Below are 22098 nucleotides of genomic sequence, written 5' to 3'. Positions count from 1 at the left end.
ATGCGATCGCTTTAATGACCAGGTAAATGATTCGGATCTACACCTAGAGAACGTAAATACTGCGCTAACTGTTCAGCCCTTTGTCGCTCTTGTTCAGCCCGCGATCGCTCTTGTTGTGCCTGTTCTCCATCTGTCAAATAGCGATTTCCTTGCCGATCGTACCAACATAAAAATTCCTGTTGTATCCCGGCAATTACAGCTTGGTGTCGCCCAATACCTAACCCCACCTCTGGCATCAAATAGGGTTCACCTATTTGTAATTGGTAGTTTCCATCTATTAACTTATATACTTCAAAGGGTTGATGTTGCTCGCGTAGCCAAAACTCAGGGTTATAAATTACGTAATATAATACACCAAGTTTTCTGTATATATCTAGCTTCTCGTCATATTCCCCTCCAGGGGTGTGGGATACCATTTCTAATATGAATATTGGAACTATCCCATTTTCTTCCCAAACCGCGTAACTTTTGCGTGATTTACCTCCCTTTTTCCGTTCTACTCCTACACTTAAAAAAGCATCTGGCACTATAGGTACTCTAGGATTTACCCCTGTGGTGTGATACAGTGCCATATCTACTCCGAAATACCAATCCAGGCGATTTGCCCAAATGGAGTTGAGTAAGAAGAGTAAAATATTGGGCAAAAAGTTTTGGTCTTCGTTATCGACTGGCGTATCGTCTGAACAAGGAAGTTCGTCAGTAGTTGGTAACGCATTTTTGAGATCGGGTGAGAGCATAACCGTTGTCTCGCTGGCGTTTGATGCCTTTATTATAAGTGACGAAAAGTTAGCGTTTGGGTGCAGGTTCGCCAAATTTAATTAAAAGTGCGATCGCAACACTAACAAGCAAAATCAACGTCATACTTAAAGCTGAACCAAATCCCCAATTTTGGGTTGCTCCAAGAAACTGGTTATAAATTAACCGCGCCGCCGTCATACTAGAAGCACCACCAAGTAATTCTGGATCGACAAAATCCCCTAAACCTGTGATAAATACAAGCATAGAAGCAGCCGCAATTCCTGGAAAAATCTGTGGTACGGTTACTTGGCAAAAAGTTTCTACCGGATTTGCACCTAAATCAGCCGCCGCTTCTAGCAACCGCTTATCTAGCTTTTCGAGAGAAGCATATAAAATCAAAACCATATAGGGTAACAAGCTGTAACTCATGCCAATAAATACAGCTTGACTCTGGTTAAGTAATTCTAAAGTAGGCAAGCCGAAGGTGCTGAGTAAACTGTTCAATAAACCAGTAGGACGAAGAATTGTAATCCAAGCATAAGAACGAAGCAATGAGGAAGTCCACAAAGGCAAGACAAAGGCTAATACCAGCAAATTCCGCCAACGTTGCGGCGCTATTTGAGCAATCCAATAGGCGACGGGGAAGCCCAAAATTAAACAAATTATTGTGGTACCAAATGCAAAAAATAGCGATCGCACGATTACTTGCACGTAAAGCGGATCAAATATTCGGATATAGTTTTGAAATCCGTTAGGATTAACCAAATCTCCTGGACGGATGTCTGCAACTAAACTTAACTCAAAAATTATCAAAGTTGGCAGCACCAACAAAAGTAATAACCAAATCCCCGATGGTGCGAGTAATATCAAAGGTTGCAGCCAATTTCCTCGCAGTCGATGCAATTCTTCTATTTGGGAAATCCCATTTTTTTCAACATTCATCACTTATAACTCTTAACTCTTGTACAGACGCGATTAATCGCGTCTCTCCAACAAACGCGATTAATCGCGTCTGTGCGTCTATTTTAGCTGCTGGTTAATTGAGTCCAATAGCGATCGTAAACTTCTTCAAAGTTTCCTACAGGAGCAACACGTTCACAATTGGCTAAAAGCGATTCTGAGGGAAATAAATTACCATTGTTTTGGATTTTTTTTGGCAATTGCTCAAATCCAGCCCTATTAGGCGTAGAAATACTAAGGCGTTGACTGATTTGGGCTGCTATTTCTGGTTGCAGAATCATGTTAATCCAAGCATAGGCTCCAGCTAAATTGGGAGATGCTTTAGGGATTACGATAGTGTCTGTCCATAATGAAGAACCACTCCGAGGAATCACGTATTTTAGTTGAGGATTTTCTTGACAAATTTTCACCGCATCCGCTGAATAGCACATTGCTAATAGTAAATCTCCTGCCAGAATTTGATTTTGCCAAGCGTCGGTGTCAAAACGGGCGATCGCAGGTTTTAACACTTTCAACTTTTCATAAGCTTGTTTGATTTCTTCTTCATTTTTTGAGTTGTAAGAATAACCTAGCATCCGTAACGTTGCACCCATCACTTCCCGAACATCATTAAGCAAAGTCATCTGTTGATTAAGCTGCTTTTGGTTCTGCCAAAGGTAATCCCAGTCTTGCGGTGCATCTTTGATTTTTTCAGAATTGTAAAGTAAACCTGTTGTCCCCCAGTTAAAAGGGATACTATACCGATTATTGGGGTCATAACTAGGATTCTCAAACCGAGGGAATAAATTCTCTAAACCAATTAAGCGATCGCGATCGATTTCTATTAACAAACCTTTGTTCACCATCTTCTGCACCATGTAATCGGATGGATAGATGATGCTGTAAGTACCACCGCCTCCAGCTTGTAATTTAGCCAGCATGACATCATTGGAATCATACACATCCGCTAGCACTTTCATGCCAGTTTGGGTGCTAAAGGTTTTCAATAATTGGTTGTCAGTATATTGTGTCCAGGTAAAGATATAAAGTTGATCTCGTTGACTAGAGGTATTAGAATTAGCACGTACTTCGGCAAGCCTCCAGCCACAACCAGCTAAAGATAAGCTAGAAAGTGCTGCTACCCCTTGTAAAAATTGCCGTCTGTTAGTCATTAAGTAGAAGTAGTCGATGAACAACTTCTAGATTAAGGTATACCTCCTAGTGTCTGGTGTGATTTTCTAGGGTAAATGTGTCATTCTTCACTTTAGAGCTTACTTAATCTATAGGAATACTATAGGATTCCGGTTTGATTTTTGAAAAGATAAGTAGGGGAGCCAGTCTGAGGCAGTCCAATCTTGGAGGTTTCCCCCAGAAGGAACTGCCGAAACTGGCATTGTGTTAGCACGGAGAGTACCGCACCAAACCCTCGATAATGGTGCGTTACGAACTGCGTTCTAAAACAACGCCAGTTGCTGAACCTCCCTTCGGTTTCACCAGTCGCCTAGGTTGGGAAACCCCCCTACAGCAATGGATTCACCGCAACGCACTGGCTCCCCTAAAATACCTAATTTTGTTCAAAAATCAAATATGATTCCTAATATAATAAATAGTTATAAGTAAGTCGGCACAATAAAACCAAACTGTGTAAAGAAAAGTAAACAAGGCTCAAACTCTCTTTCCCCCTGCCCCCTGCCCCCTGCTCCCTGCCCCCTGCTCCCTGCTCCCTGCTCCCTGCTCCCTGCTCCCTGCCCCCTGCCCCTTGCCTTATCCCAACGATAATTATTTACGCCGACCTACTTATTTCCTCAAAGAGATCCCTGGATAGAAGGAGTTTTTCATCGTGTAGGTACTCCGTGGGACAAAAATCAGAACTTTTTCCAGATTAAGTTAAGTAGATTTGGACTATATACATTATACTAGGAAGTTTATCATCATATTTCTTATAGCTTCAATCAATAGGCTGTTATGCTCTTTCCAAGAAAGCCAGACAAGTTTGTAGAGAATTGCGGCACAAAGTATTTAAATATGTTGTTAAACATTTGTAAACTGTTAGCAGCCGAGTAGCCGCGTGTCACATCTTGTTAAGGAATTATCATGAGACAACTTGTTATTGCTGAACGCGTATGCCTCATTGGTCATATCGTGTCAAAAGCCTTTGGACTGGTAGGGATGCTACTAGTCGTACCTAATGCCGAAATACTTTTCAACTTATCGCAGGTTGGAGAAACTGCCGTACAGTTAAGTATGGCAGGTGGCGGTGTAGTTGATATCATCTTGGGGACAATAGCTGTCTCTATTTATGCCTACCGGACGTTGGGATTGGGAACTTGGCTAGCATTTATGCTGCCGGCTATGTTTATCTCTTTGGGAAGTGAACTACTGGGAACTAGTACAGGTTTTCCATTTGGTGATTATAGCTACTTGAGTGGCTTGGGTTATAAGATTGCGGGGCTAGTTCCTTTCACAATTCCTTTGTCTTGGTTCTATGTTGGGCTGTCATCTTATTTAATTGCGAGAACTGGTTTGCAAGTGGCACAAAAACCTAGTTGGGGTCGCCATATTGCGGCTATAGCCGTTGGTGCTTTACTCTTCACTTGCTGGGATTTTGCCCTTGAGCCAGCTATGAGTCAAACTTCTCTGCCTTTCTGGTATTGGGAACAACCAGGGGCTTTCTTTGGGACACCTTACCAGAATTATGCAGGTTGGTTTGGTACTAGCGCCCTGTTTATGAGTGTGGCAGGATTATTGTGGAGAAATACATCAATTAAATTAGAGCGATCGCAACTCAATCTCCCCCTAGTCGTTTATTTAACTAACTTTGCCTTCGCCGCCGGATTAAGTTTAGCCGCTGGGTTCTCCATCCCTGTATTGCTTGGCTTATCGCTTGGCGTGGTTCCCGCCGTGGGACTGTGGTTAAGGAGTTCAACCACACCCACTCAAGTTGCTGTTGAACCAGTAAGCAAAGAAGTATCAATAGCCAAGGTTGAAGTTGCCTTGAAATAGCCTAGAGATTGGGGAATGGGAGATGAGGGAGCAGGGGGAGCAGGGGGAGCAGGGGGAGCAGGGGGAGCAGGGGAAGCAGGGGAAGCAGGGGGAGAAGAATTAACCAGTTTCCCATTCCCATTCCCAATTCCCAATTCCCAATTCCCAATTCCCAATTCCCAATTCCCAATTCCCAATTCCCAATTCCCAATTCCCAATTCCCAATTCCCAATTCCCAATTCCCATTATTTTGTATAGTCGCAATTTTAATTGATAAGTATTTTGACAACAGTAGACAACGCTTTAATATTAGAAAGTGCCATATCCCTTTTATTCCTACTTATCCAAGTACCAGCAACGGCGATTCTGTTTTCGCGTTTGCTAAAGGGGCCAAGACGGCTGCGACCAATAAAACCACAACAGCCAACACCGGAGCTTTTGGGTAAGGTTAGTGTTGTCGTTCCCACATTGAACGAAGCGCTTCGTATTAGCCCTCTGTTAGCTGGTTTAAGTCAGCAAAGCTATGAAGTTCGGGAAATTATTGTTGTAGATAGCAACTCCAGTGATGGTACACCAGACTTAGTAAAAGCGACACAGCAAAAAGATCCGCGTTTTCGTCTGATGACGGACGATCCTTTACCCTCTGGTTGGGTGGGGCGACCTTGGGCGTTGCATAACGGTTTTCTATATAGTTCTGAGGGTAGTCAGTGGTTTTTAGGGCTAGATGCTGATATTCAACCCCATCGTGGCTTAGTTGCGGGTTTGGTGAAGATAGCCGAAGCACAAGGCTACGACTTAGTTTCCCTTTCACCTCAGTTTATCCTCAAATATCCAGGGGAGTGCTGGCTACAACCAGCTTTGTTGATGACTCTGCTTTACCGATTTGATCCTGCTGGGATCAATGCAGAGCAGCCTGAACGGGTGATGGCAAATGGGCAGTGTTTTTTGTGTCGCCGCTCCGTTTTAGCTGCTGTGGGTGGCTATAGCAGTGCGAGTGGTTCTTTTTGTGATGATGTCACATTGGCACGAAATATTGCTGCTCAAGGTTATAAAGTGGGCTTTTTAGATGGCGCAAAAGTGCTGAAAGTAAGGATGTATGAAGGGGCGATGGAGACGTGGAAGGAATGGGGGCGGAGTCTCGATCTTAAAGATGCAACTTCTCGATCGCAGTTGTGGGGAGATTTATGGCTACTCACATCTGTTCAAGGTTTACCCCTTTTAATTCTCCTCACTTTTTTATTGATTTCTCCCCCACTCTCGTACTTGCTACAGACGCGATTAATCGCGTCTCTACCCATTCCCCTACTTCTTGTGCTGGGACTGAATTTATTCTTGGTGGTGATTCGCTTTGCGATGCTAATTGCGATCGCACCTTCTTACGATCGCAAAAGTGCTAAAGGCGGCTGGTTATTCTGGCTTTCCCCTTTAGCCGATCCCCTAGCTGTCCTGCGAATCTTCTTATCTGCGTTCCACAAGCCACGCGAGTGGCGAGGACGCAAGTATGTATAGTGGGGAATTGGGCATTGGGCATTGGTTTATTCCCCTTGTCTCCCTTATTCCCCATTCTCTACTCCCTACTCTTCTTCACTTCCCACTCGATCCCCGCGTTCTAGTTCCCAAAGAATTTGATTTCCTTCACGGCGTACCCGTGACACTATCCAGTTTCGCCAGCGCCATTGATCTCCCCTACTGGTGACAGCGCTGGCGTGGACATCCATCAAGTCTGCTAACTCAGAACTGGTAATTAAGTAGCCTTTTTCTGAAATTTCGTCAGCGATACGCAGAGTTTCGACCAAGCTGCGGAGTTGTAAAACCCTCATTTCTGGAGGTTTTTCTTCGATTGCGGCCGCACTTGGCCCAGTTGATGGTTCCATAACGGTTATTTGTGGTGCAGAAGTACTGATTTCTTGCGGACTTTGGTTAATTATTCGAGAGTTTTTTTCATAATCAGCTACTTTTGCTACATTTAGTTCATTTGTGGAAGGTAAAGATTTATAAAAATTTGTGGGAGTTGATTGTTGTAGAGAAGGGATTTTGCCACTAGCATAGGTGCGAGCGATCGCATCACAACGTTCGTTACCTATGTTACCAGAATGTCCCCTAACGTGTTGCCATTTTACCTGTTGGGTATTGAGTTCATCAAGAGTTTCTAAAAGCTCTTGATTTTGGACGGGTTTACCATCTGACTTTTTCCAGCCTTTCTTTTTCCAGCCTTTCACCCACTTGGTAACGCAGTTAATCAGGTATTCGCTATCGGTATGGAGGGTAATTGGTTCAGTTTGTTGAGATGTTTGTAGGAATTGGAGGGCTGCGATCGCAGCTTGCATTTCCATTTTATTATTAGTGGTATGAGGGGATGCATCGCCCATTTCGTGGATTGAGCCATCGTTGAAGTAAACAACAACTCCCCAACCGCCTGGGCCAGGGTTCCCGGTGCAAGCGCCATCGGTGTATATGCTTTGGATTGTGGTTTGAGTGGACATGGTTAGGGTATCGAACCGCAAAGGACGCTAAAGAAAGAGTGATTAGCGGCGAATTTTTTTAAAGAATATCCAGGCTATTATACTGGTTAGCACCATCGGTGAGAGGTTAGAATGATCGCACAAATGTCTGCGAGGGTGCGGGAAAAGGAGATAAATCCATCTTGGAGACTGCTTTTCGCAGGGCTTTGACAATTTCTACTTCTGTGCGGTTGGCTGAACCTTGAAAGCGCAATTTTTCATTCAAGGTCATTTGTTCTTGAATACGGGATAAAAAGACCTCTCGTTTAATTCCGTGTTTTGCTGCTAAACCTTCGGCAACTGTAAAGGTTAGTTGATAAACTGCTTGAGCGCTATAGTGTGCTTGGCGAAATGTCTCGAATAGCTCTATTTGATGACATTGCTGTTTCCATTTACCAAAGAGAAAATTACCTAATTCCCCTAGTAGGGTGAGGTGAGCATGGGAGGCTATAGCTCGAAATTTGGCGGTAATAGGCCAAAAGTGCTGGAGTTTAGACTAAACGCCTGACAACTGGAGTTTAGACTAAAAGCGATATGAGAGAACGCAAATCAAAAGGAATTAGAGGTTAAAAATATTATCTTGTCAGCCTTAAAGCATCCTGACCTTTAACAATTATTGTGTAGTATACCTGCTCAGAAAATAATACAATAATGATAATCATGAAAAGGGTGGGAGAGAAACGAGCGTCGCTCGTTTCTCTCCCACCCCCCTTATTCGATTATCATTATCATATAATAAGCAAGAAGAAAAGGGGTGTCTGATTGAATACAGGCCCCCTTTTGGCAGAAGCTGAGAAACGAACTACCATTACTCAGATGCCAAGATGAAACGTGCCAGATTAGAAGAATTCCGTCAAGCAGTCTACAAATATTTAGGCAGAGCACACGATGCAACTTTTGAGTTGACAGATGCCATATTGCTAACTAGAAATGTTTATTGCCTAGCAGAATTGTCCCTATCGCCAGTATTTAGAAGGAAGTGGCCAAGTATCTATGAGGCACTACAAGATAGTAGGCCACAGCGACAGAAATTGATGCAGCTATATATCAAACAAATCCCCGCAGAGGGACGACCATTGTTAGCAGGAGATCACACAAACTGGTCACGCCCAGATGCCGTCAGGTTGCAAGAGCGAACTTATGAGCATAGTGGCACATCCATAGCAGGAAATAAACCGATTACCATTGGTCAAGGATATAGCACAATTGCCTGGATACCTGAAAATGAGGGAAGTTGGGCATTACCATTAAGACATGAACGGATCACAAGTGCCGAAAGTCCTATTGGGAAAGCAATTTGGCAACTCAAACAGGTGTGTAAATATTTGCCTACCAGACCGATTTCAGTTTGGGATAGTGAATATGGTTGTGCGCCTTTTATCTTAAAAACTGCGAATATTCCAGCAGATATTCTCGTTCGGTTGCGTTCAAATCTGTGTTTATGGGGTGAACCAAAAGCTTATTCGGGAAAGGGGCGACCTAAAAAGCATGGTGATAAATTTAAACTGAATGAGCCCACAACATGGAATGAAGCAACATCTGTATTAGAAATAAATGACCCAAAATTAGGACGTGTGCGTGTGAGCTTGTGGAAAGATTTACACTTCCGTCAGGCTGCTACACGTCCAATGTTAATCATCAGAGTTGAACGTCTGGACGCGCAAGGTAACATGAGAGTGTCCAAACCTTTGTGGTTGGCTTGGGTAGGAGAAGAAATGCCACCCTTAGAAGAAGTTTGGTGTCTTTACTTGCGTCGCTTTACCATTGACCACTGGTATCGCTTTTTGAAGCAGCGTCTACATTGGACTGTACCAAACTTTGGTACTCCTAAGCAAAGTGAACGGTGGAGTGACCTCATGCCTCTGATGACTTGGGAATTGTGGTTAGCCCGCGATATCGTTACTGACAATCCTTTACCTTGGCAGAAGTCTCTAGATAAATTGACCCCTGGAAGAGTTGCTCAAGCTATAGGTGGAGTTTTTGCGGCCATTGGTACTCCCACCTCTGCACCCAAACCTCGCGGAAAGTCTCCCGGTTGGCAACAAGGAAAGAAGCGTCACCGTAAAAACCGATGTCCCATTGTTAAAAAAACAGTAGCACGACCACCTAAAGAACCATCTGTTGCTGTTTAATACCCAAGATTCTTCATACTTTTGCTAAGTCTCTGATTAACTCAGCCCTGCTGGGTCATTTTCCATTGCTTAGTCTAAACTCCAGTGACAAAGTAACTCAGGATAACTGAGTCACAAGCTTTACACCCAAAAATGGAAAAATCAAAGAATTAAGCAAGGTTTTATCTTCGGCTCCCCTAATTCATCAGTTCGCTGAATTTGAATCAGATTAGCAATGAAAACAAATCGCGATCCACAAAGCTGCAATCACTGCTCCAGCAATTCCACCAGGCGGGTCAATCCGAATACTTTTTTGTGTATCCATTGATGTCCCCTTATTTTGACAAGAATAAGTATAACGTTTCACGGTCAAATATTATGTTTGAGTAAATGTTTTAGTTGATGTAGAAGTTATACAAATTCTCATAAAACATTCAAAAGTGGTAGACAAAATTGAACTTATTTACCTAGCAAGATACAAGAAGTATTTGATGCTTTCTGATTTAATGATATGTCAGGCAGCTAATCAGAAAATTTGCGGAGTTCGAGAGTTAATCGACATAAATTAGTGTAATTTTCTGGGTTGCCTAAAGCTATATAAAGGTTTCGTTTAAAAACAAAGAATTTGGGGTTGCTCTAATGCTAAGTCCTGTATTAACAGTCAGTATCTTTCAAAAACAATCCGACCCTAAAGTATTTTCAGCAGGCCAAGTCATCTTTGAAGAAGGACAGCCTGGTGGTGAAATGTATGGGATTCTCGAAGGAGAGGTAGATATATTAGTCAATGGCAAGATTGTAGAAACCATTGAGACGGGTGAAGTTTTTGATGTCGGGGTACTTGTAGGAGTTACAAATAGAACTTATACAGCGATCGCCAAGGTAGATACCAAACTGGTTTTCCTTAATGAGGAAGAGTTTCTCTTTGCCGTTCAGGAAACACCCATGTTTGCCGTAGAGGTGATGAAAAGTTACTCAAAGCGTCTGAGTCGCTTGCAGCATCTGGTCTAATGTCCAAATAATTATCGAATAGAATTCAGGAGTCAGGATGGGCTAAACGCCCCGCTATCGCTAACAGAATTCAGAATCTCATAACTGATGTAATGCGGGGAATATTTCTCTTTAATACACTATCAATCAACTGAATCATTAGGAGAATATTAATGTTAGATATTGATGAAATGAGTTCAAAAGAAATACACGAACTACTACACCAAGTAGGATACGGTCATCTTGGCTGCGTACACGAGGGCAAACCCTACGTGATGCCAATGTATTATTATCTCGAAGAAGAGGACATTTACCTGTTTACAACGGTGGGCATGAAGACTCATGATATTGACGCGAATCCAGAAATCTGCCTACAGGTTGAAGAAATTCACAGCCCCCTTCATTGGCGCAGCGTGATTGTGAATGGTCGAGCCTCGCGCCTCACCGAGCATTCAGACATCGATCGCGCAATGCACTTGATCAAAGAGCGCAATCCAACGCTGTCACCTGCGATCAATAGAACTTGGATTGATGCTGAGGGACATTCAGAAGCGATCGCAATCTACCGCATCCACGAGAGTGAGATAAGTGGACGCACCACTGATGGAGTTAGCAGTCAGCAAGAACCAATCTAAGTTGTTACGCATTTTTATGTTTCATAGGAAAAAGCGGGATTATGGTTTCCACCGTCGATCTCAATACCGTGGATGGCTTATCTGAGCAAGAGGCGTACGGCTTGCCGTCTGCGACAGCAATCGCTCGGCTCAAACAGGATGGCTACAATGAACTCCCCTCGGCTCGCTCTCGCAGTATTTTATCGTTCGCTTGGGAAACCGTTCAAGATCCGATCTTCCTCTTGCTAGTCGGTGGTGGTATCATCTATTGGATTTTAGGCGATCTACAAGAAGCCCTGATTTTGCTGGGTTTCGTCTTCTTCATTACCGGGATTAGCCTTTACCAGGAAGGGAAGACTGAACACGCCCTAGAAGCCTTGCGCGACCTTTCCAGTCCTCGCGCCTTGGTGATTCGGGATGGTGAGCGAAAACGGATTGCAGGGCGAGAAGTCGTTCGGGGAGATGTCTTAGTGTTAGCAGAAGGCGATTCTCTTTCAGAGACGCTCCGCGAACGCGTTCCTGCCGATGCAATGGTACTATCTTGCACAAATCTCTCAACCGATGAGTCTTTATTAACCGGGGAATCACTACCTGTTCGCAAAATTGCCGCCGCCGGTACCGTGGAAATGGCACGTCCAGGGGGAGATGAGTTGCCATTTGTATATTCTGGAACCTTGGTGGTTCAGGGACAGAGAATTGCTCAAGTCCAAGCGGTGGGCGCTCAAACAGAGATAGTTCTGCATTCTGGCAAGTCAGAGAGATCCTTTTGATCCAATGGAGAAAGCATTTAAGGAATTAGGCGATCGCTATCTCGCACATACCGAACATCTGCACAACGATTGGATACTGTTGCGAGAATATCCGCTCTCACCGCATCTATTGGCAATGTCTCACGTTTGGCAGTCAGCCGATGGCAAGGAGTATGAAATTGTAGCCAAAGGAGCGCCGGAAGCGATCGCGGATCTCTGTCATTTCACACCTCAACAGCAGAGAATTATGGCAACCCAAATCAGTGAAATGGCCAATCAAGGATTGCGTGTGTTAGGCGTTGCCAAAGCCTCTCTTGTTGATGCGCCACCGCGATTTTTACCGCCTCATCCGTCCCTTAATCCAAATCATTTACCCGATGAGCAACATGACTTTCCTTTTCAATTTATCGGATTAGTTGGACTGTCCGATCCAGTGCGTCCAAATGTTGCGGCGGCAATTCAAGAATGTTATACCGCAGGTATTCGAGTAGTTATGATTACGGGTGATTATCCCGGAACGGCTCAAACTATTGCCCGTCAGATTGGATTGATGCAAATGGGAGCCATTCTGACGGGAGCAGAATTGGATCTCATGAGTGACGCTGAACTCGAACAACGGATTCAAAGTACAAATATCTTTGCACGAGCCGTTCCCGAACAAAAATTACGCTTGGTTAATGCTTTGAAATCCAAGGGAGAAGTCGTTGCCATGACTGGGGATGGTGTGAATGATGCCCCGGCTCTCAAATCTGCCCAAATCGGGATTGCGATGGGACAGCGAGGCACAGATGTTGCCCGTGAGTCGGCGGCGTTAGTGTTATTGGATGATGATTTTTCGTCCATTGTGCAAGCGGTGAAATTGGGACGGCGAATTTTTGATAATCTCCGTAAAGCAATGGCATATCTGCTAGCGATTCACATTCCGATCGCTGGGATGTCTTTGATTCCAGTTTTGTTTAAGCTGCCGTTAGTATTACTTCCCGTTCACGTTGCATTTCTGCATTTGATTATTGATCCAGCTTGCTCCATCGTTTTAGAAGCCGAACCCGCAGAAGCAAGGGTGATGCAGCGTCCTCCCCGCAACCCCAAAGAACCATTATTTGGCAGGAAAACTTTGGGTTTGGCAGTGCTGCAAGGGGTGGGGATTTTAGTAATTGTTCTCGTCATCTTTATAGTTGCACTATATCGCAGACAAGGCGAACTTGATGCCCGTGCGTTAACGTTTACGACGTTGATTTTAGCAAATTTAGGACTAATTTTGAGCGAAGGTTCTTCATCGCGCCTCAGCCTCAAAATATTGAAATCTCCCAATAATGCCCTTTGGTGGGTGATTGGTGGGGGACTGGCTTTTCTAGCGATCGTCTTGTATGTCCCGTTCTTGCGTCAATTGTTTAGCTTCTCCTTCTTACACCCAATCGACTTGGCAATTTGTTTGGGGGGTGGTGCGATCGCTCTGCTTTGGTTTGAACAGTTAAAGTTTCTCAATCGACCCCAACGAGTTATTCAATCTAAATCAAAAAAACCTATCCAAGAAAATCTCTAAATGATTTACTGCAACTTATTGAGCCGATACATTGATGCCCACTTATTTTGACAAGAAATAAGTATAAAATTTCACGGTCAAATATTATGTTTCAGTAAATGTTTTAGTTTATGTATAAGTTATACAAATCCTCATAAAACATTCAAAAGTGTTAGACAAAACTGAACTTATTTACCTAGTAAGATACAAGAAATATTTGATGTTTTCTGTTTTAATGATATGTCAGGGAGCTAATCAGAAAATTTGCGAAGTTCGAGAGTTAATCGACAGAAAGTTAGTGTACTTTTGTGGGTTGCCTAAAGCTATATAAAGGTTTGGAACTTGCTGCAAAACCGTAGACATCTTGGTGAGCGTGACCATTCTCGCCACCGATCGACGGACATCAGGAGGAAGTCAGACTAGGGCGATCTTCTATTGCGTTTTAATATTCTGCTCATAAGACTCTCAGCGATGGTTTCGTACAAGTTAGATGACAAGCAGCTTAGAGATTGCCCAAAAGTCGGGTTCCTCAAAGAAACCTGACTTCTAGCGCTCACTATGTCAAAACTGACGGAACACTAGGTTGCTTTTTGATTTTCGTTTAATCAATAGGTCAATTAACATCTTTATCTAATTCTGTTACTCTTTATCTTGGCAACTGTGATGACGCAAATCCAAACTGATCCGCAAAATGACTCGCAGAAACCTGACGAAGCTGTTAAGGAGCGCGAACCCGCCCAAGCAGAGCAGCCTACTAAACCTAACTCTGTAGAAGAGAAAGAGAAACAGAAACCCTGGCAGAAGATTCCTAAACCGATTTGGGTCATTGGTGCCGTCTTACTGCTAGCAGGGGTGGGATATGGCGTTTACCGTTTGTTTTTTTACAGTCCTGATGCCCCAGCACTATCTCTGAGTGGACGGATTGAAGGCTACGAAACTGATGTCTCTGCCAAGATTGGTGGTCGAGTTGCCCAAGTCTCTGCGCGAGAAGGCGATACTGTAAAACCCGGTCAAATCCTCGTACAAATTGATGATTCTGACTTACGCGCTCAGTTGCAGGGAGCGATCGCACGAGTGCGTGCTGCCGAAGAACGATTGCAGAGTGCCCGTCAACAATTGCCTGTATTGCAAGCACAGCTTAAACAAGCCAGCTTAACGACCAACCAATCTACTCAAGACAGTCAGGGGCGTATACTAGAAGCAGTGAATGCAGTTGATCAGGCGCGTTCTAATTTAGCTGAAGCTCAAGCTAATTCAGTGCAGGCACAGTCAAAACAACGCCGTACTAGCCGACTGTATGCCGAAGGAGCAGTAGCAGCACAGCAGCTTGATGATGATAATGCTATTTTGGGCGCGAACCAGGCGAAGGTTTCTGCGGCTCAACAGCAGGTAAAGTCAGCCGGCGGACGACTTACTCAAGCACAGGCAACGCAACAGAACACGCCGATTCGTGCAGCGGCGGAACTTCAGGTGCAGAAACAGATTGACCAAGCCAAGACTGACACTGCGGTATCGCAGCACGAAGTCCGGGATGCTTTAGCAACCCAAGCACAGATTCAGGCAAATTTGAATTATCTGGTGATTAAGAGTCCGATCGCGGGAGATGTAATTACGCGATCGATAGAACCAGGCGAAGTTGTTGCCGCAGGCGCACCGCTCTTGACACTGGTAAATCAGCAGAAGCTTTACCTGCGTGGCTTTGTCGAAGAAGGGAAAATCGGTCAGGTCAAACTGGGACAATCGGCACAGGTCTATCTTGATTCGTTTCCCGGTCAGCCGTTGGAAGCAACGATCAGCCGGATTGATCCCAAAGCAAGCTTTACTCCAGAGAACACCTATTTCAAGAAAGACCGGGTGACGCAGGTATTTGGTGTCGAACTCACTCTCAACAACAACGCACAGGGAAAAGCAAAGCAAGGGATGCCTGCGGACGGGCGGATTCTTCTACCAGAATCTAAGCCGAAGCGATCGTCTACGCTGATGCCTGACCAAGAGGCAGGGGAGCAGGGGGCAGGGAGCAGGGGAGAAAGATACGCTCTTTCCCCTGCAAAAAGGGTTTCAAGCCCCTAAATTTATTTATAGAGTTCCCCCCTGCTCCCTGCCCCCTGCCCCTTTTCCTCTTCTCATCTTTAAGCCATGACACAAACACTTCCCGCACGGGCTAAGACTCAGCGCCTAAATGCACCGATTATCTCCATCCGTGATTTAAGCCACCGCTACGGAAAACACGCGGATGAAGCCGTCGCAGGGATCAATCTAGATGTCTTTCCCGGTGAGATATTTGGGTTAATTGGTCCCGACGGTGCAGGCAAAACAACCACTTTTCAGATTTTATCGGGCGTGATGCCCCAAACTAGCGGCATTGTTGAAGTATTGGGAGCGGCACCGAGAGAAGTACGCCCCCAGATGGGCTATCTAACTCAGCGCTTCAGCCTTTACCTAGATATGAGTGTTTTAGAGAACGTGAAATATGCGGCAGGCTTGCGAGAAGTGAGTGATGCTGATCTTAAGACTCGCAGCGATCGCTATTTTAGTTTACTAGACTTAACCCGCTTTAAAGACCGTTTAGCCGGAAAACTTTCGGGCGGCATGAAACAAAAACTTGCTTTGTGCTGTACGCTGATCCACAATCCACGAGTGGTCTTGCTTGACGAGCCGACGACAGGCGTTGATCCCGTTTCGCGGCGAGAGTTTTGGGATATTTTGGCGCAGCTTTCGAGTACAGAAGGCATTACCACCGTGGTTGCAACGCCCTACCTAGACGAGGCGGAGCGTTGTAACCGCATTGCCTTTATGTATGAGGGCAAGATTCAGCAGAGTGACACGCCCGCTAAGGTGAAGGCAAGCTTAGGAGTGCAGCGATTAGAGGTATTTTTGCCTGTTGCTCAACTGGATCAGGCAGAAGATATGCTCACTAAGAATGTTGATTTTCGAGAAACTATTTCTGATGTGCAACGCTTTGGCGATCACCTTGATGTGCTGACTGCCCAACCTCAGCAAACCACGAAGGATATTTACCGAATCTTAGAACAGCAGCAGATCCAGGTCGAGAACATTAATACTGATTCGCCCACGCTTGAAAATACCTTCGTTTCAAGGCTACGTGATCTCAAAGGTGATGCGGCGGCTGGCGAATATCCGCGTATTGATCGACAAGCAAAATCTACGGGAACGGCGATCGGGGCAGAACATCTCAACAAAGTATTTGGAAATTTCCATGCCATTAACGACCTCAACTTAGACATTCAATATGGTGAAGTGTTTGGGTTATTAGGCGCTAACGGTGCCGGAAAGACAACTGCGATTAAAATTTTGTGTGGATTGTTGCCCGCGAGTTCTGGCAAGGTTTCGCTTGCAGGTGCAACGGGCGCATTACGCAGTGCGGCGGTGCGTCAAAAAATTGGCTATATGTCGCAAAAATTCACGCTCTATGATGACTTAACCATCGACCAAAACCTGGATTTTTACTGCGGTGTTTATGGCATTCCCCTTGGCAATCGTCCCGCCAAAAAACAATGGGTGCTAGAAATGAGCGATCTGGTAGGTCAAGGCAATATGATGACCGTCGATCTCCCTGGTGGTTGGAAGCAACGGGTTGCCTTTGGTGCCTCAGTCATGCACGAACCCAAGATTCTGTTTCTCGATGAACCCACATCGGGTGTCGATCCCCTGGCACGACGGCAATTTTGGCGCTGGATCAATGAGTTTGCTCGCAATGGGATGGCGATTTTAGTTACCACTCACTACTTAGAGGAGGCGGAGCAGTGCCATCGCTTGGGCTTTATGGTAGCGGGAGAATTGGTTGCTCAAGGATCTCCGCGTCAAGTCAAAGATGCTCAACCGGGGCAATTAGTCGAGTGGGAGTGTGCCCCGTTGCAGCAAGCTTCAGACCTGCTCAAACAACAATTCGATCGCTGGCGAGTCTCGATTTTTGGCGATCGCTTGCACACCGTTCTAGATGATCTCCAAACGCAAGTGCCTCAAGTCGAACAGTGGCTCAAGGAAGATGGCGTTGACGTACAGAGCCATCGTGAAATTGAGTTCTCTTTAGAAGATGTGTTCATTAATGTGGTGGATCAAGCGCGGCAACGCGGTCTTGATGTCCCCACAGATTAGGAGAATCCTTATGGCAATCCGGTCAAAACGCATCATTGCTCAAATCATTAAAGAACTGACTCAATTGGGACGCGATCGCCTGACCTTGCTCATGGCACTAGGCTTACCCTTGGTGCTACTCTTGGTGTTTGGCTTTTCGACCTCCCTTGCTGTCAACCGTATCAACATTGCGATTCAAGACTTAGATAGCACCCGTATCAGCCGCGAGTATATTGCCACTTTTGAGCGTACCAACAAATTTAAACTGGTTGCCCAAGGATCAACGGTTAACGTGCCTCGGCTGCTGGACACCGGACAGGCTGCTGCTGGGGTAATTATTCCACCAGAGTTCGCGCGCGATCTGCGGCGACCTGAGCGAGAAGCTCAAGTGCAGGTGTTGGTGGATGGCACTGATGCGAATACGGCTAACCTTGTGCGGGCTTATGCTAGAGCCACGACCAACGCCTTCACCGAAAACCTGCGATCGCCCGGTTCATCCACCACCAATCTAATCGCTGAAAATTCACGCCCCTCCTCTGCGACTCCAGTAACCCTACAGACCCGGCTCTGGTATAACCCCGGTCTGGAAACTTTGCAATACATCGGACCCGGAGCACTGGCAATTACAGTGACGCTGTTTCCAGCATTACTGGCAGGGCTAGCGACCGCAAAAGAACGTGAGCAGAATACGATTACTCAAATTTATGCCTCTAGCATGACGGGAGCAGAGTATTTATTGGGCAAAGCCGCTGCCTTTTGGTTAGTGGGCATGGCAGAAGTGCTGTTCACCAATGTCGAGTCATGGGGCTTTTTCGGGCTATGGTTTGCTGGAGACCCGATACCTCTCATCATTGGGTCGGCACTGTATATTGCCTGCGTTGTCCTGTGGGGTATTTTTATGGGTGCTAATGCCGCCACTCAGAGTGCCGTTATTCAGTTTGTTTCCTTGACGGCTTTCTTACTATCTATGCAATTTTCTGGGTATATTTACCCGATTTCTAATATTCCAATCTACATTCGCTGGATTTCCGCGCTTGTGCCTGCCAGTTACTACATTTTGCTCACACGCGATGCTTATGTGCGTGGCGTAGGTTGGATCGGCGTGTGGAGTTCGATACTGGCATTAGCCGCGTTGTCAAGCTTATTTTTCTTTCTGGCATGGCGCAAATTGCGGAAGATGCAGGTAGAAATATGAGAACTTTCTGCGATCGCATTTTAGGCAGCCGCTTTTGGGCACTTTTTCGCAAAGAAGTTTCGCAAATTCTGCACAATCGCCAGTTATTGATTCAAATCTTGATACCGCCTACGCTGCTGCTGCTACTGTTCGGGTCTGCGCTGAACCCAACGTTTAAAGACTTGCGGGTTGGCATCACCGACTATAGCCATAGTCGGGCTTCACGAGAATTTCTTGAACTGTTGAGTCAAACCAGTGCCTTTGATATTGCTCAGTACTACGCCAATGAGCAGGATATGACAGCAGATTTAGCGAAGGGCAATCTGACTGTGGGTATCACCATCCCCTCGGAATTTGATCGCGACCTTGCCCGTCAACGCCCGACACAAGTGCAGGCACTCTTCGATGCTGTAGATGCCAATACTGCTAGTATTGCTTCTGGCTATTTGAGTCAGTTGGTGGGTGACTACAACTCTCGACGTTTGGCTAGCAATCAACGTCATCAAGGCACAGGGATCACCGCAACTAATGGAATAAGTTCAACCACGAATAACTCATCTAATCCATCAAACCCATCAAATCCGATTTCAGGAGCTAACGCAACCCTACAACGCAATCAAGTTCAACTTGTAGCAACGATCCTCTACAATCCCGGCTTAGAAGGTTCTTGGTTCATTGTAACTGGAACCACTGGCATTTTGCTAACTACGATTGGTCTTCAAGCCGCCGCTTCTTTAGTGGTGCGTGAGAAAGAAGCAGGGACAATCGAACAACTGCTGATGACACCTGCTTCTAACACCGAAGTCATCTTGGCAAAAATTGCGCCCCTACTGGTTCTGCTGACCTTCGATGCTGCGATCGCACTTATGGTCGGAAAAATTGCTTTCAGTTTGCCGATTCGAGGCAATCTTCTAGTCTTTTTTAGTATCTCAGTACTCTATTTTTTGGTAGGAATTAGTATTGGCATCATGATTGCCTGCTATGTCAAAAGCGAGCAACAGGCGCAGCTGATCTCGTTCTTTATTAGCCCACCGATCATACTCTTGTCTGGAGGTAGTTCACCCATTTCCTCCATGCCAACCTATATGCAGTGGTTGTCTTATTGTGATCCACTGCGTTACTACATCGAAGTTTGTCGTGGCGTGATATTGAAAGGAGTGGGGTTTGCAGAGTTATGGTCTCAAGTGCTGATTCTGTTAGTGTTTGCGATCGTGCTACTGGCATTGAGCATTCGGCGGTTTCGCAATCAATTAACTTAAGCGATCGACAAGGCTGGGCTGTGTTAAGAAGCGTTGCACATTCCGTCTTTGGCTCCAAATAGAATCAATTACAGGAAATATTTTTAGCTTTTAAACAACCAAATAAGAGAGGTGTCCAATGGAATTTAACCGCGTCTTCATTCAGCCACAAAAGAAGATCAAGAAAATAGCGCTGGAAGAACACTTCCTAACACAGGCGCTCGCACCCTACTCCGCAAACTCCGAGCAAGGCGTGACCCCAGAAGCAATGGAGGATTTCAAAAAACGCCTAGCCGACTTCGATGGCTTGAGGTTGGAGGAGATGGACAAGGCGGGTATTGATATCTCGGTGTTGAGTGCGACAACGCCAGGTGTGCAGGTCGAACCTAACGCCATAGTCGCTGTGCGAAAGGCGAAAGAAACAAATGACTTTCTGGCAAAAACTATTCAGCGACACCCCACTCGCTACGCGGGCTTTGCCCATTTGCCAATGCAAGATCCTGCGGCGGCTGCCAGCGAACTTGAACGGGCGGTACAGCAACTCGGCTTTAAGGGAGCGCTCATCAATGGCCACACCAATGGTGAATACCTCGACGACGAAAAATTCTTCCCAGTCTGGGAACAGGCACAAAATCTGGACGTACCCATCTACCTACATCCCGCTAACCCGAAGGTTGAGCCTGTCGTACTGAGCGGTTATCCCGAATTAGCGGGACCCATGTGGGGGTGGCAAACCGAAACGTCCAGCCACGTGATGCGACTCATTGTGGGTGGTGTTTTTGATCGGTTCCCAAAAACGACAGTCATACTCGGGCACATGGGAGAGGGATTGCCCTTTGACCTTTGGCGACTCGATAGCCGCTATGTGATCGTGCCGCACAGCAAGGCTCTCGCCAAGCAGCCATCTCAATACATTAGGGACAATATCGTTATCACAACGAGTGGTGTCGATTCCTTTCCGCCGCTTCTCTGCTCGATTTTGGCCCTCGGTTCGGAGCGAATTCTGTTTTCTGTTGATTATCCATACGAGTCAAGTCAAGAGGCGGCGGACTTTATCAACAAAGCGCCGATCAGTGAAACAGACCGAGAGCGAATATGCTTTCGCAATGCCGAGCGTATTCTGAAGCTTGCATGACAGCGAACCGCCGGGCTGCTTACCGGTCTGGGGTAGGCTGCGCGGCCTGTTGCGGATTGTCGCGAATCTGATTGAGGGTGGCGATTCTCCAAAGGAGAGGCTACGCCAACGCAGCATACAAGGTCGCTTGATTCCCTTCTGTCTGTTTATCGATCCAGAACTTTTGAAGGCTGTTTAGATATCTTCTATCGAGAAGTTGGCTCTCGCAGTAATCCGACGGTTCTGCTGTTGCATGGATTCCCGACTTCCTCTCACATGTTTCGCAATCTAATTCCCGCGCTTGCCCATCGCTGTTGCCTCAATATCCCAAGCTTTAACTCAAAGCCGCGTACCTTTGCCCTCTCTGAACAATCACCCCATCCTGCATCTGAATTACCTGCTTTGTCTGATCTGCTACCGTTTCTGATAAAATCTGGTGCATCATACGCCGTTTGGTCTTCCTGTGATGCAGTAGAGGCTGCCAATATCATGTTAGAGGCTTTGAAGACAAACTTACAATGAGAATTATAGAAAAACAGTAGACTAAAAACAGGTGTAATTATGCAGGCTATTTTTTGGAGTGTAGAAGAAGTTGCTCAAAGAGCCAAACAATTTTACGATCAGGGGATTCGCTCAGAGGTTGAACATGGTGATAATATTGGCAAGATGATTGTAATTGATGCTGAAACAGGCGAATATGGAATTGATAAAAGTGGTGTTGAATCAGCATTAAGGTTAAAGCAGAAGAATCCCAACGCTAGATTATTTACTATGCGAATTGGTTATGATGTTGCGTTTAGTTTTGGTGGTGCTTCTATGGAGCGTACAGTTGAATGATTTACGGAAGATTGGTTGATGGTAGGGTGATCGCTCCGGTGATTTTTCGTTTACCTGGACAACCAAATTTTTCCCTGGATTTTGTTATGGATACTGGATTCAACGGCTATCTTACCTTACCAGTTCAAGCAGTAAGTGCAATGAATCTTCCCTCGTATTCCAGTACACCTATAAAGTTAGCTGACGGTAGCGAAGCTTTATCAGCTATACATTTAGCAACTATTGTTTGGGATGATGTAGAAAAGATAGTCCTTGTTTTAGCTTCTGGTTATAAGCCTTTACTGGGAACTGCAATGATGGAAGAATATCATCTTGAGATAGATTTTGAAGACAATGGTTTGGTTTCGTTAGAAAAAATAAGTAGAGCGGCGTGAATAATTCAAGGTTTGTAGTAAGGACTTTAGTCCTAATTTGTTCGCGTAGCGTCTCGAAGAACTCATCTGAAGATTTTTTACATTACTTAATGTACTTTGATAGGCTCTTTGATGACTTTACAC

At 45.4% G+C, this 22098-nt stretch carries 21 protein-coding genes; 16 read left to right on the top strand and 5 right to left on the bottom strand.

Annotated elements, in window-relative coordinates; all coding sequences use genetic code 11:
* Positions 1 to 11 precede the first annotated feature (11 nt).
* From GTQ43_RS05400 to GTQ43_RS05390, 3 genes are all read right to left on the bottom strand, one after another.
* A complete protein-coding gene (locus tag GTQ43_RS05400) occupies positions 12 to 737 on the bottom strand; it encodes a Uma2 family endonuclease (protein WP_265271317.1) in 726 nt (241 codons plus the stop codon).
* A 49-nt stretch (positions 738 to 786) separates the two neighbouring features.
* The gene (locus GTQ43_RS05395; protein ID WP_265271315.1) at positions 787 to 1680 is read right to left on the bottom strand and encodes an ABC transporter permease; all 894 of its coding nucleotides are present in this window, start codon (positions 1678 to 1680) and stop codon (positions 787 to 789) included.
* An 83-nt stretch (positions 1681 to 1763) separates the two neighbouring features.
* Positions 1764 to 2849, bottom strand: a complete 1086-nt coding sequence (locus GTQ43_RS05390; protein ID WP_265271313.1) for an ABC transporter substrate-binding protein — start codon at positions 2847 to 2849, stop codon at positions 1764 to 1766.
* A 922-nt stretch (positions 2850 to 3771) separates the two neighbouring features.
* Between GTQ43_RS05390 and cruF the strand changes: the two genes are divergently transcribed.
* Genes cruF through cruG form a run of 3 tightly spaced genes read left to right on the top strand, consistent with a single transcriptional unit; the run spans position 3772 to position 6168 of the window.
* Positions 3772 to 4680 carry a gamma-carotene 1'-hydroxylase CruF gene (gene cruF, locus GTQ43_RS05385; protein WP_265271309.1) on the top strand — a complete coding sequence of 303 codons (909 nt, stop codon included), beginning with the start codon at positions 3772 to 3774 and terminating at the stop codon, positions 4678 to 4680.
* A 15-nt stretch (positions 4681 to 4695) separates the two neighbouring features.
* Complete coding sequence (locus tag GTQ43_RS05380; protein WP_265271306.1) at positions 4696 to 4917, top strand: hypothetical protein; 222 nt, start codon at positions 4696 to 4698, stop codon at positions 4915 to 4917.
* 24 nt (positions 4918 to 4941) lie between these two features.
* A complete protein-coding gene (cruG, locus tag GTQ43_RS05375; protein ID WP_414859089.1) occupies positions 4942 to 6168 on the top strand; it encodes a 2'-O-glycosyltransferase CruG in 1227 nt (408 codons plus the stop codon).
* A 65-nt stretch (positions 6169 to 6233) separates the two neighbouring features.
* Here cruG and rnhA read toward each other — a convergent pair whose 3' ends face one another.
* Complete coding sequence (rnhA, locus tag GTQ43_RS05370) at positions 6234 to 7142, bottom strand: ribonuclease HI (protein ID WP_265271304.1); 909 nt, start codon at positions 7140 to 7142, stop codon at positions 6234 to 6236.
* 106 nt (positions 7143 to 7248) lie between these two features.
* Entirely contained in the window at positions 7249 to 7392 is a 144-nt protein-coding gene (locus tag GTQ43_RS05365; protein ID WP_265271302.1) for a hypothetical protein, read from the bottom strand.
* Positions 7393 to 7984: 592 nt separating this feature from the next.
* On the opposite strand from GTQ43_RS05365, the gene GTQ43_RS05360 reads away from it, so the two are divergent.
* The 13 genes from GTQ43_RS05360 to GTQ43_RS05300 all read left to right on the top strand — a co-directional run bounded on the left by GTQ43_RS05360 (position 7985) and on the right by GTQ43_RS05300 (position 21975).
* Positions 7985 to 9292, top strand: coding sequence for an NF041680 family putative transposase (locus GTQ43_RS05360; protein WP_265270371.1), 1308 nt, complete (start codon positions 7985 to 7987; stop codon positions 9290 to 9292).
* A 618-nt stretch (positions 9293 to 9910) separates the two neighbouring features.
* Positions 9911 to 10279 (top strand): Crp/Fnr family transcriptional regulator, encoded by a 369-nt coding sequence (locus tag GTQ43_RS05355; protein ID WP_265271300.1) that lies wholly within the window; start codon positions 9911 to 9913, stop codon positions 10277 to 10279.
* Positions 10280 to 10431: 152 nt separating this feature from the next.
* The gene (locus GTQ43_RS05350) at positions 10432 to 10893 is read left to right on the top strand and encodes a pyridoxamine 5'-phosphate oxidase family protein (RefSeq protein ID WP_265271298.1); all 462 of its coding nucleotides are present in this window, start codon (positions 10432 to 10434) and stop codon (positions 10891 to 10893) included.
* Between the two features lie 41 nt (positions 10894 to 10934).
* Complete coding sequence (locus tag GTQ43_RS05345; RefSeq protein WP_265271296.1) at positions 10935 to 11642, top strand: cation-transporting P-type ATPase; 708 nt, start codon at positions 10935 to 10937, stop codon at positions 11640 to 11642.
* Between the two features lie 4 nt (positions 11643 to 11646).
* A complete protein-coding gene (locus tag GTQ43_RS05340) occupies positions 11647 to 13164 on the top strand; it encodes a cation-translocating P-type ATPase (RefSeq protein WP_265271295.1) in 1518 nt (505 codons plus the stop codon).
* Positions 13165 to 13806: 642 nt separating this feature from the next.
* The gene (locus GTQ43_RS05335; RefSeq protein ID WP_265271293.1) at positions 13807 to 15213 is read left to right on the top strand and encodes an HlyD family secretion protein; all 1407 of its coding nucleotides are present in this window, start codon (positions 13807 to 13809) and stop codon (positions 15211 to 15213) included.
* A 66-nt stretch (positions 15214 to 15279) separates the two neighbouring features.
* Complete coding sequence (locus tag GTQ43_RS05330; RefSeq protein ID WP_265271291.1) at positions 15280 to 17259, top strand: ATP-binding cassette domain-containing protein; 1980 nt, start codon at positions 15280 to 15282, stop codon at positions 17257 to 17259.
* A 10-nt stretch (positions 17260 to 17269) separates the two neighbouring features.
* Positions 17270 to 18433: an ABC transporter permease gene (locus tag GTQ43_RS05325; RefSeq protein WP_265271289.1), complete on the top strand. Its 1164-nt coding sequence runs from the start codon at positions 17270 to 17272 to the stop codon at positions 18431 to 18433.
* On the top strand, positions 18343 to 19671 hold the full coding sequence (locus GTQ43_RS05320) for an ABC transporter permease (RefSeq protein ID WP_265271287.1): 1329 nt from the start codon (positions 18343 to 18345) through the stop codon (positions 19669 to 19671). Before GTQ43_RS05325 ends, GTQ43_RS05320 begins: the two co-directional genes overlap by 91 nt.
* A 118-nt stretch (positions 19672 to 19789) precedes the next feature.
* Positions 19790 to 20785 (top strand): amidohydrolase family protein, encoded by a 996-nt coding sequence (locus GTQ43_RS05315; RefSeq protein WP_265271286.1) that lies wholly within the window; start codon positions 19790 to 19792, stop codon positions 20783 to 20785.
* Positions 20786 to 21040: 255 nt separating this feature from the next.
* On the top strand, positions 21041 to 21286 hold the full coding sequence (locus GTQ43_RS05310) for a hypothetical protein (RefSeq protein ID WP_265271284.1): 246 nt from the start codon (positions 21041 to 21043) through the stop codon (positions 21284 to 21286).
* A 39-nt stretch (positions 21287 to 21325) separates the two neighbouring features.
* On the top strand, positions 21326 to 21601 hold the full coding sequence (locus GTQ43_RS05305) for a hypothetical protein (protein ID WP_265271282.1): 276 nt from the start codon (positions 21326 to 21328) through the stop codon (positions 21599 to 21601).
* Positions 21598 to 21975 (top strand): clan AA aspartic protease, encoded by a 378-nt coding sequence (locus tag GTQ43_RS05300; protein WP_265271280.1) that lies wholly within the window; start codon positions 21598 to 21600, stop codon positions 21973 to 21975. The genes GTQ43_RS05305 and GTQ43_RS05300 overlap by 4 nt, the downstream gene beginning before the upstream one ends.
* Positions 21976 to 22098 lie beyond the last annotated feature (123 nt).

Source organism: Nostoc sp. KVJ3 (genome assembly GCF_026127265.1).
Classification (GTDB): domain Bacteria; phylum Cyanobacteriota; class Cyanobacteriia; order Cyanobacteriales; family Nostocaceae; genus Nostoc.
This window is presented reverse-complemented; position numbering and strand designations above follow the sequence as displayed.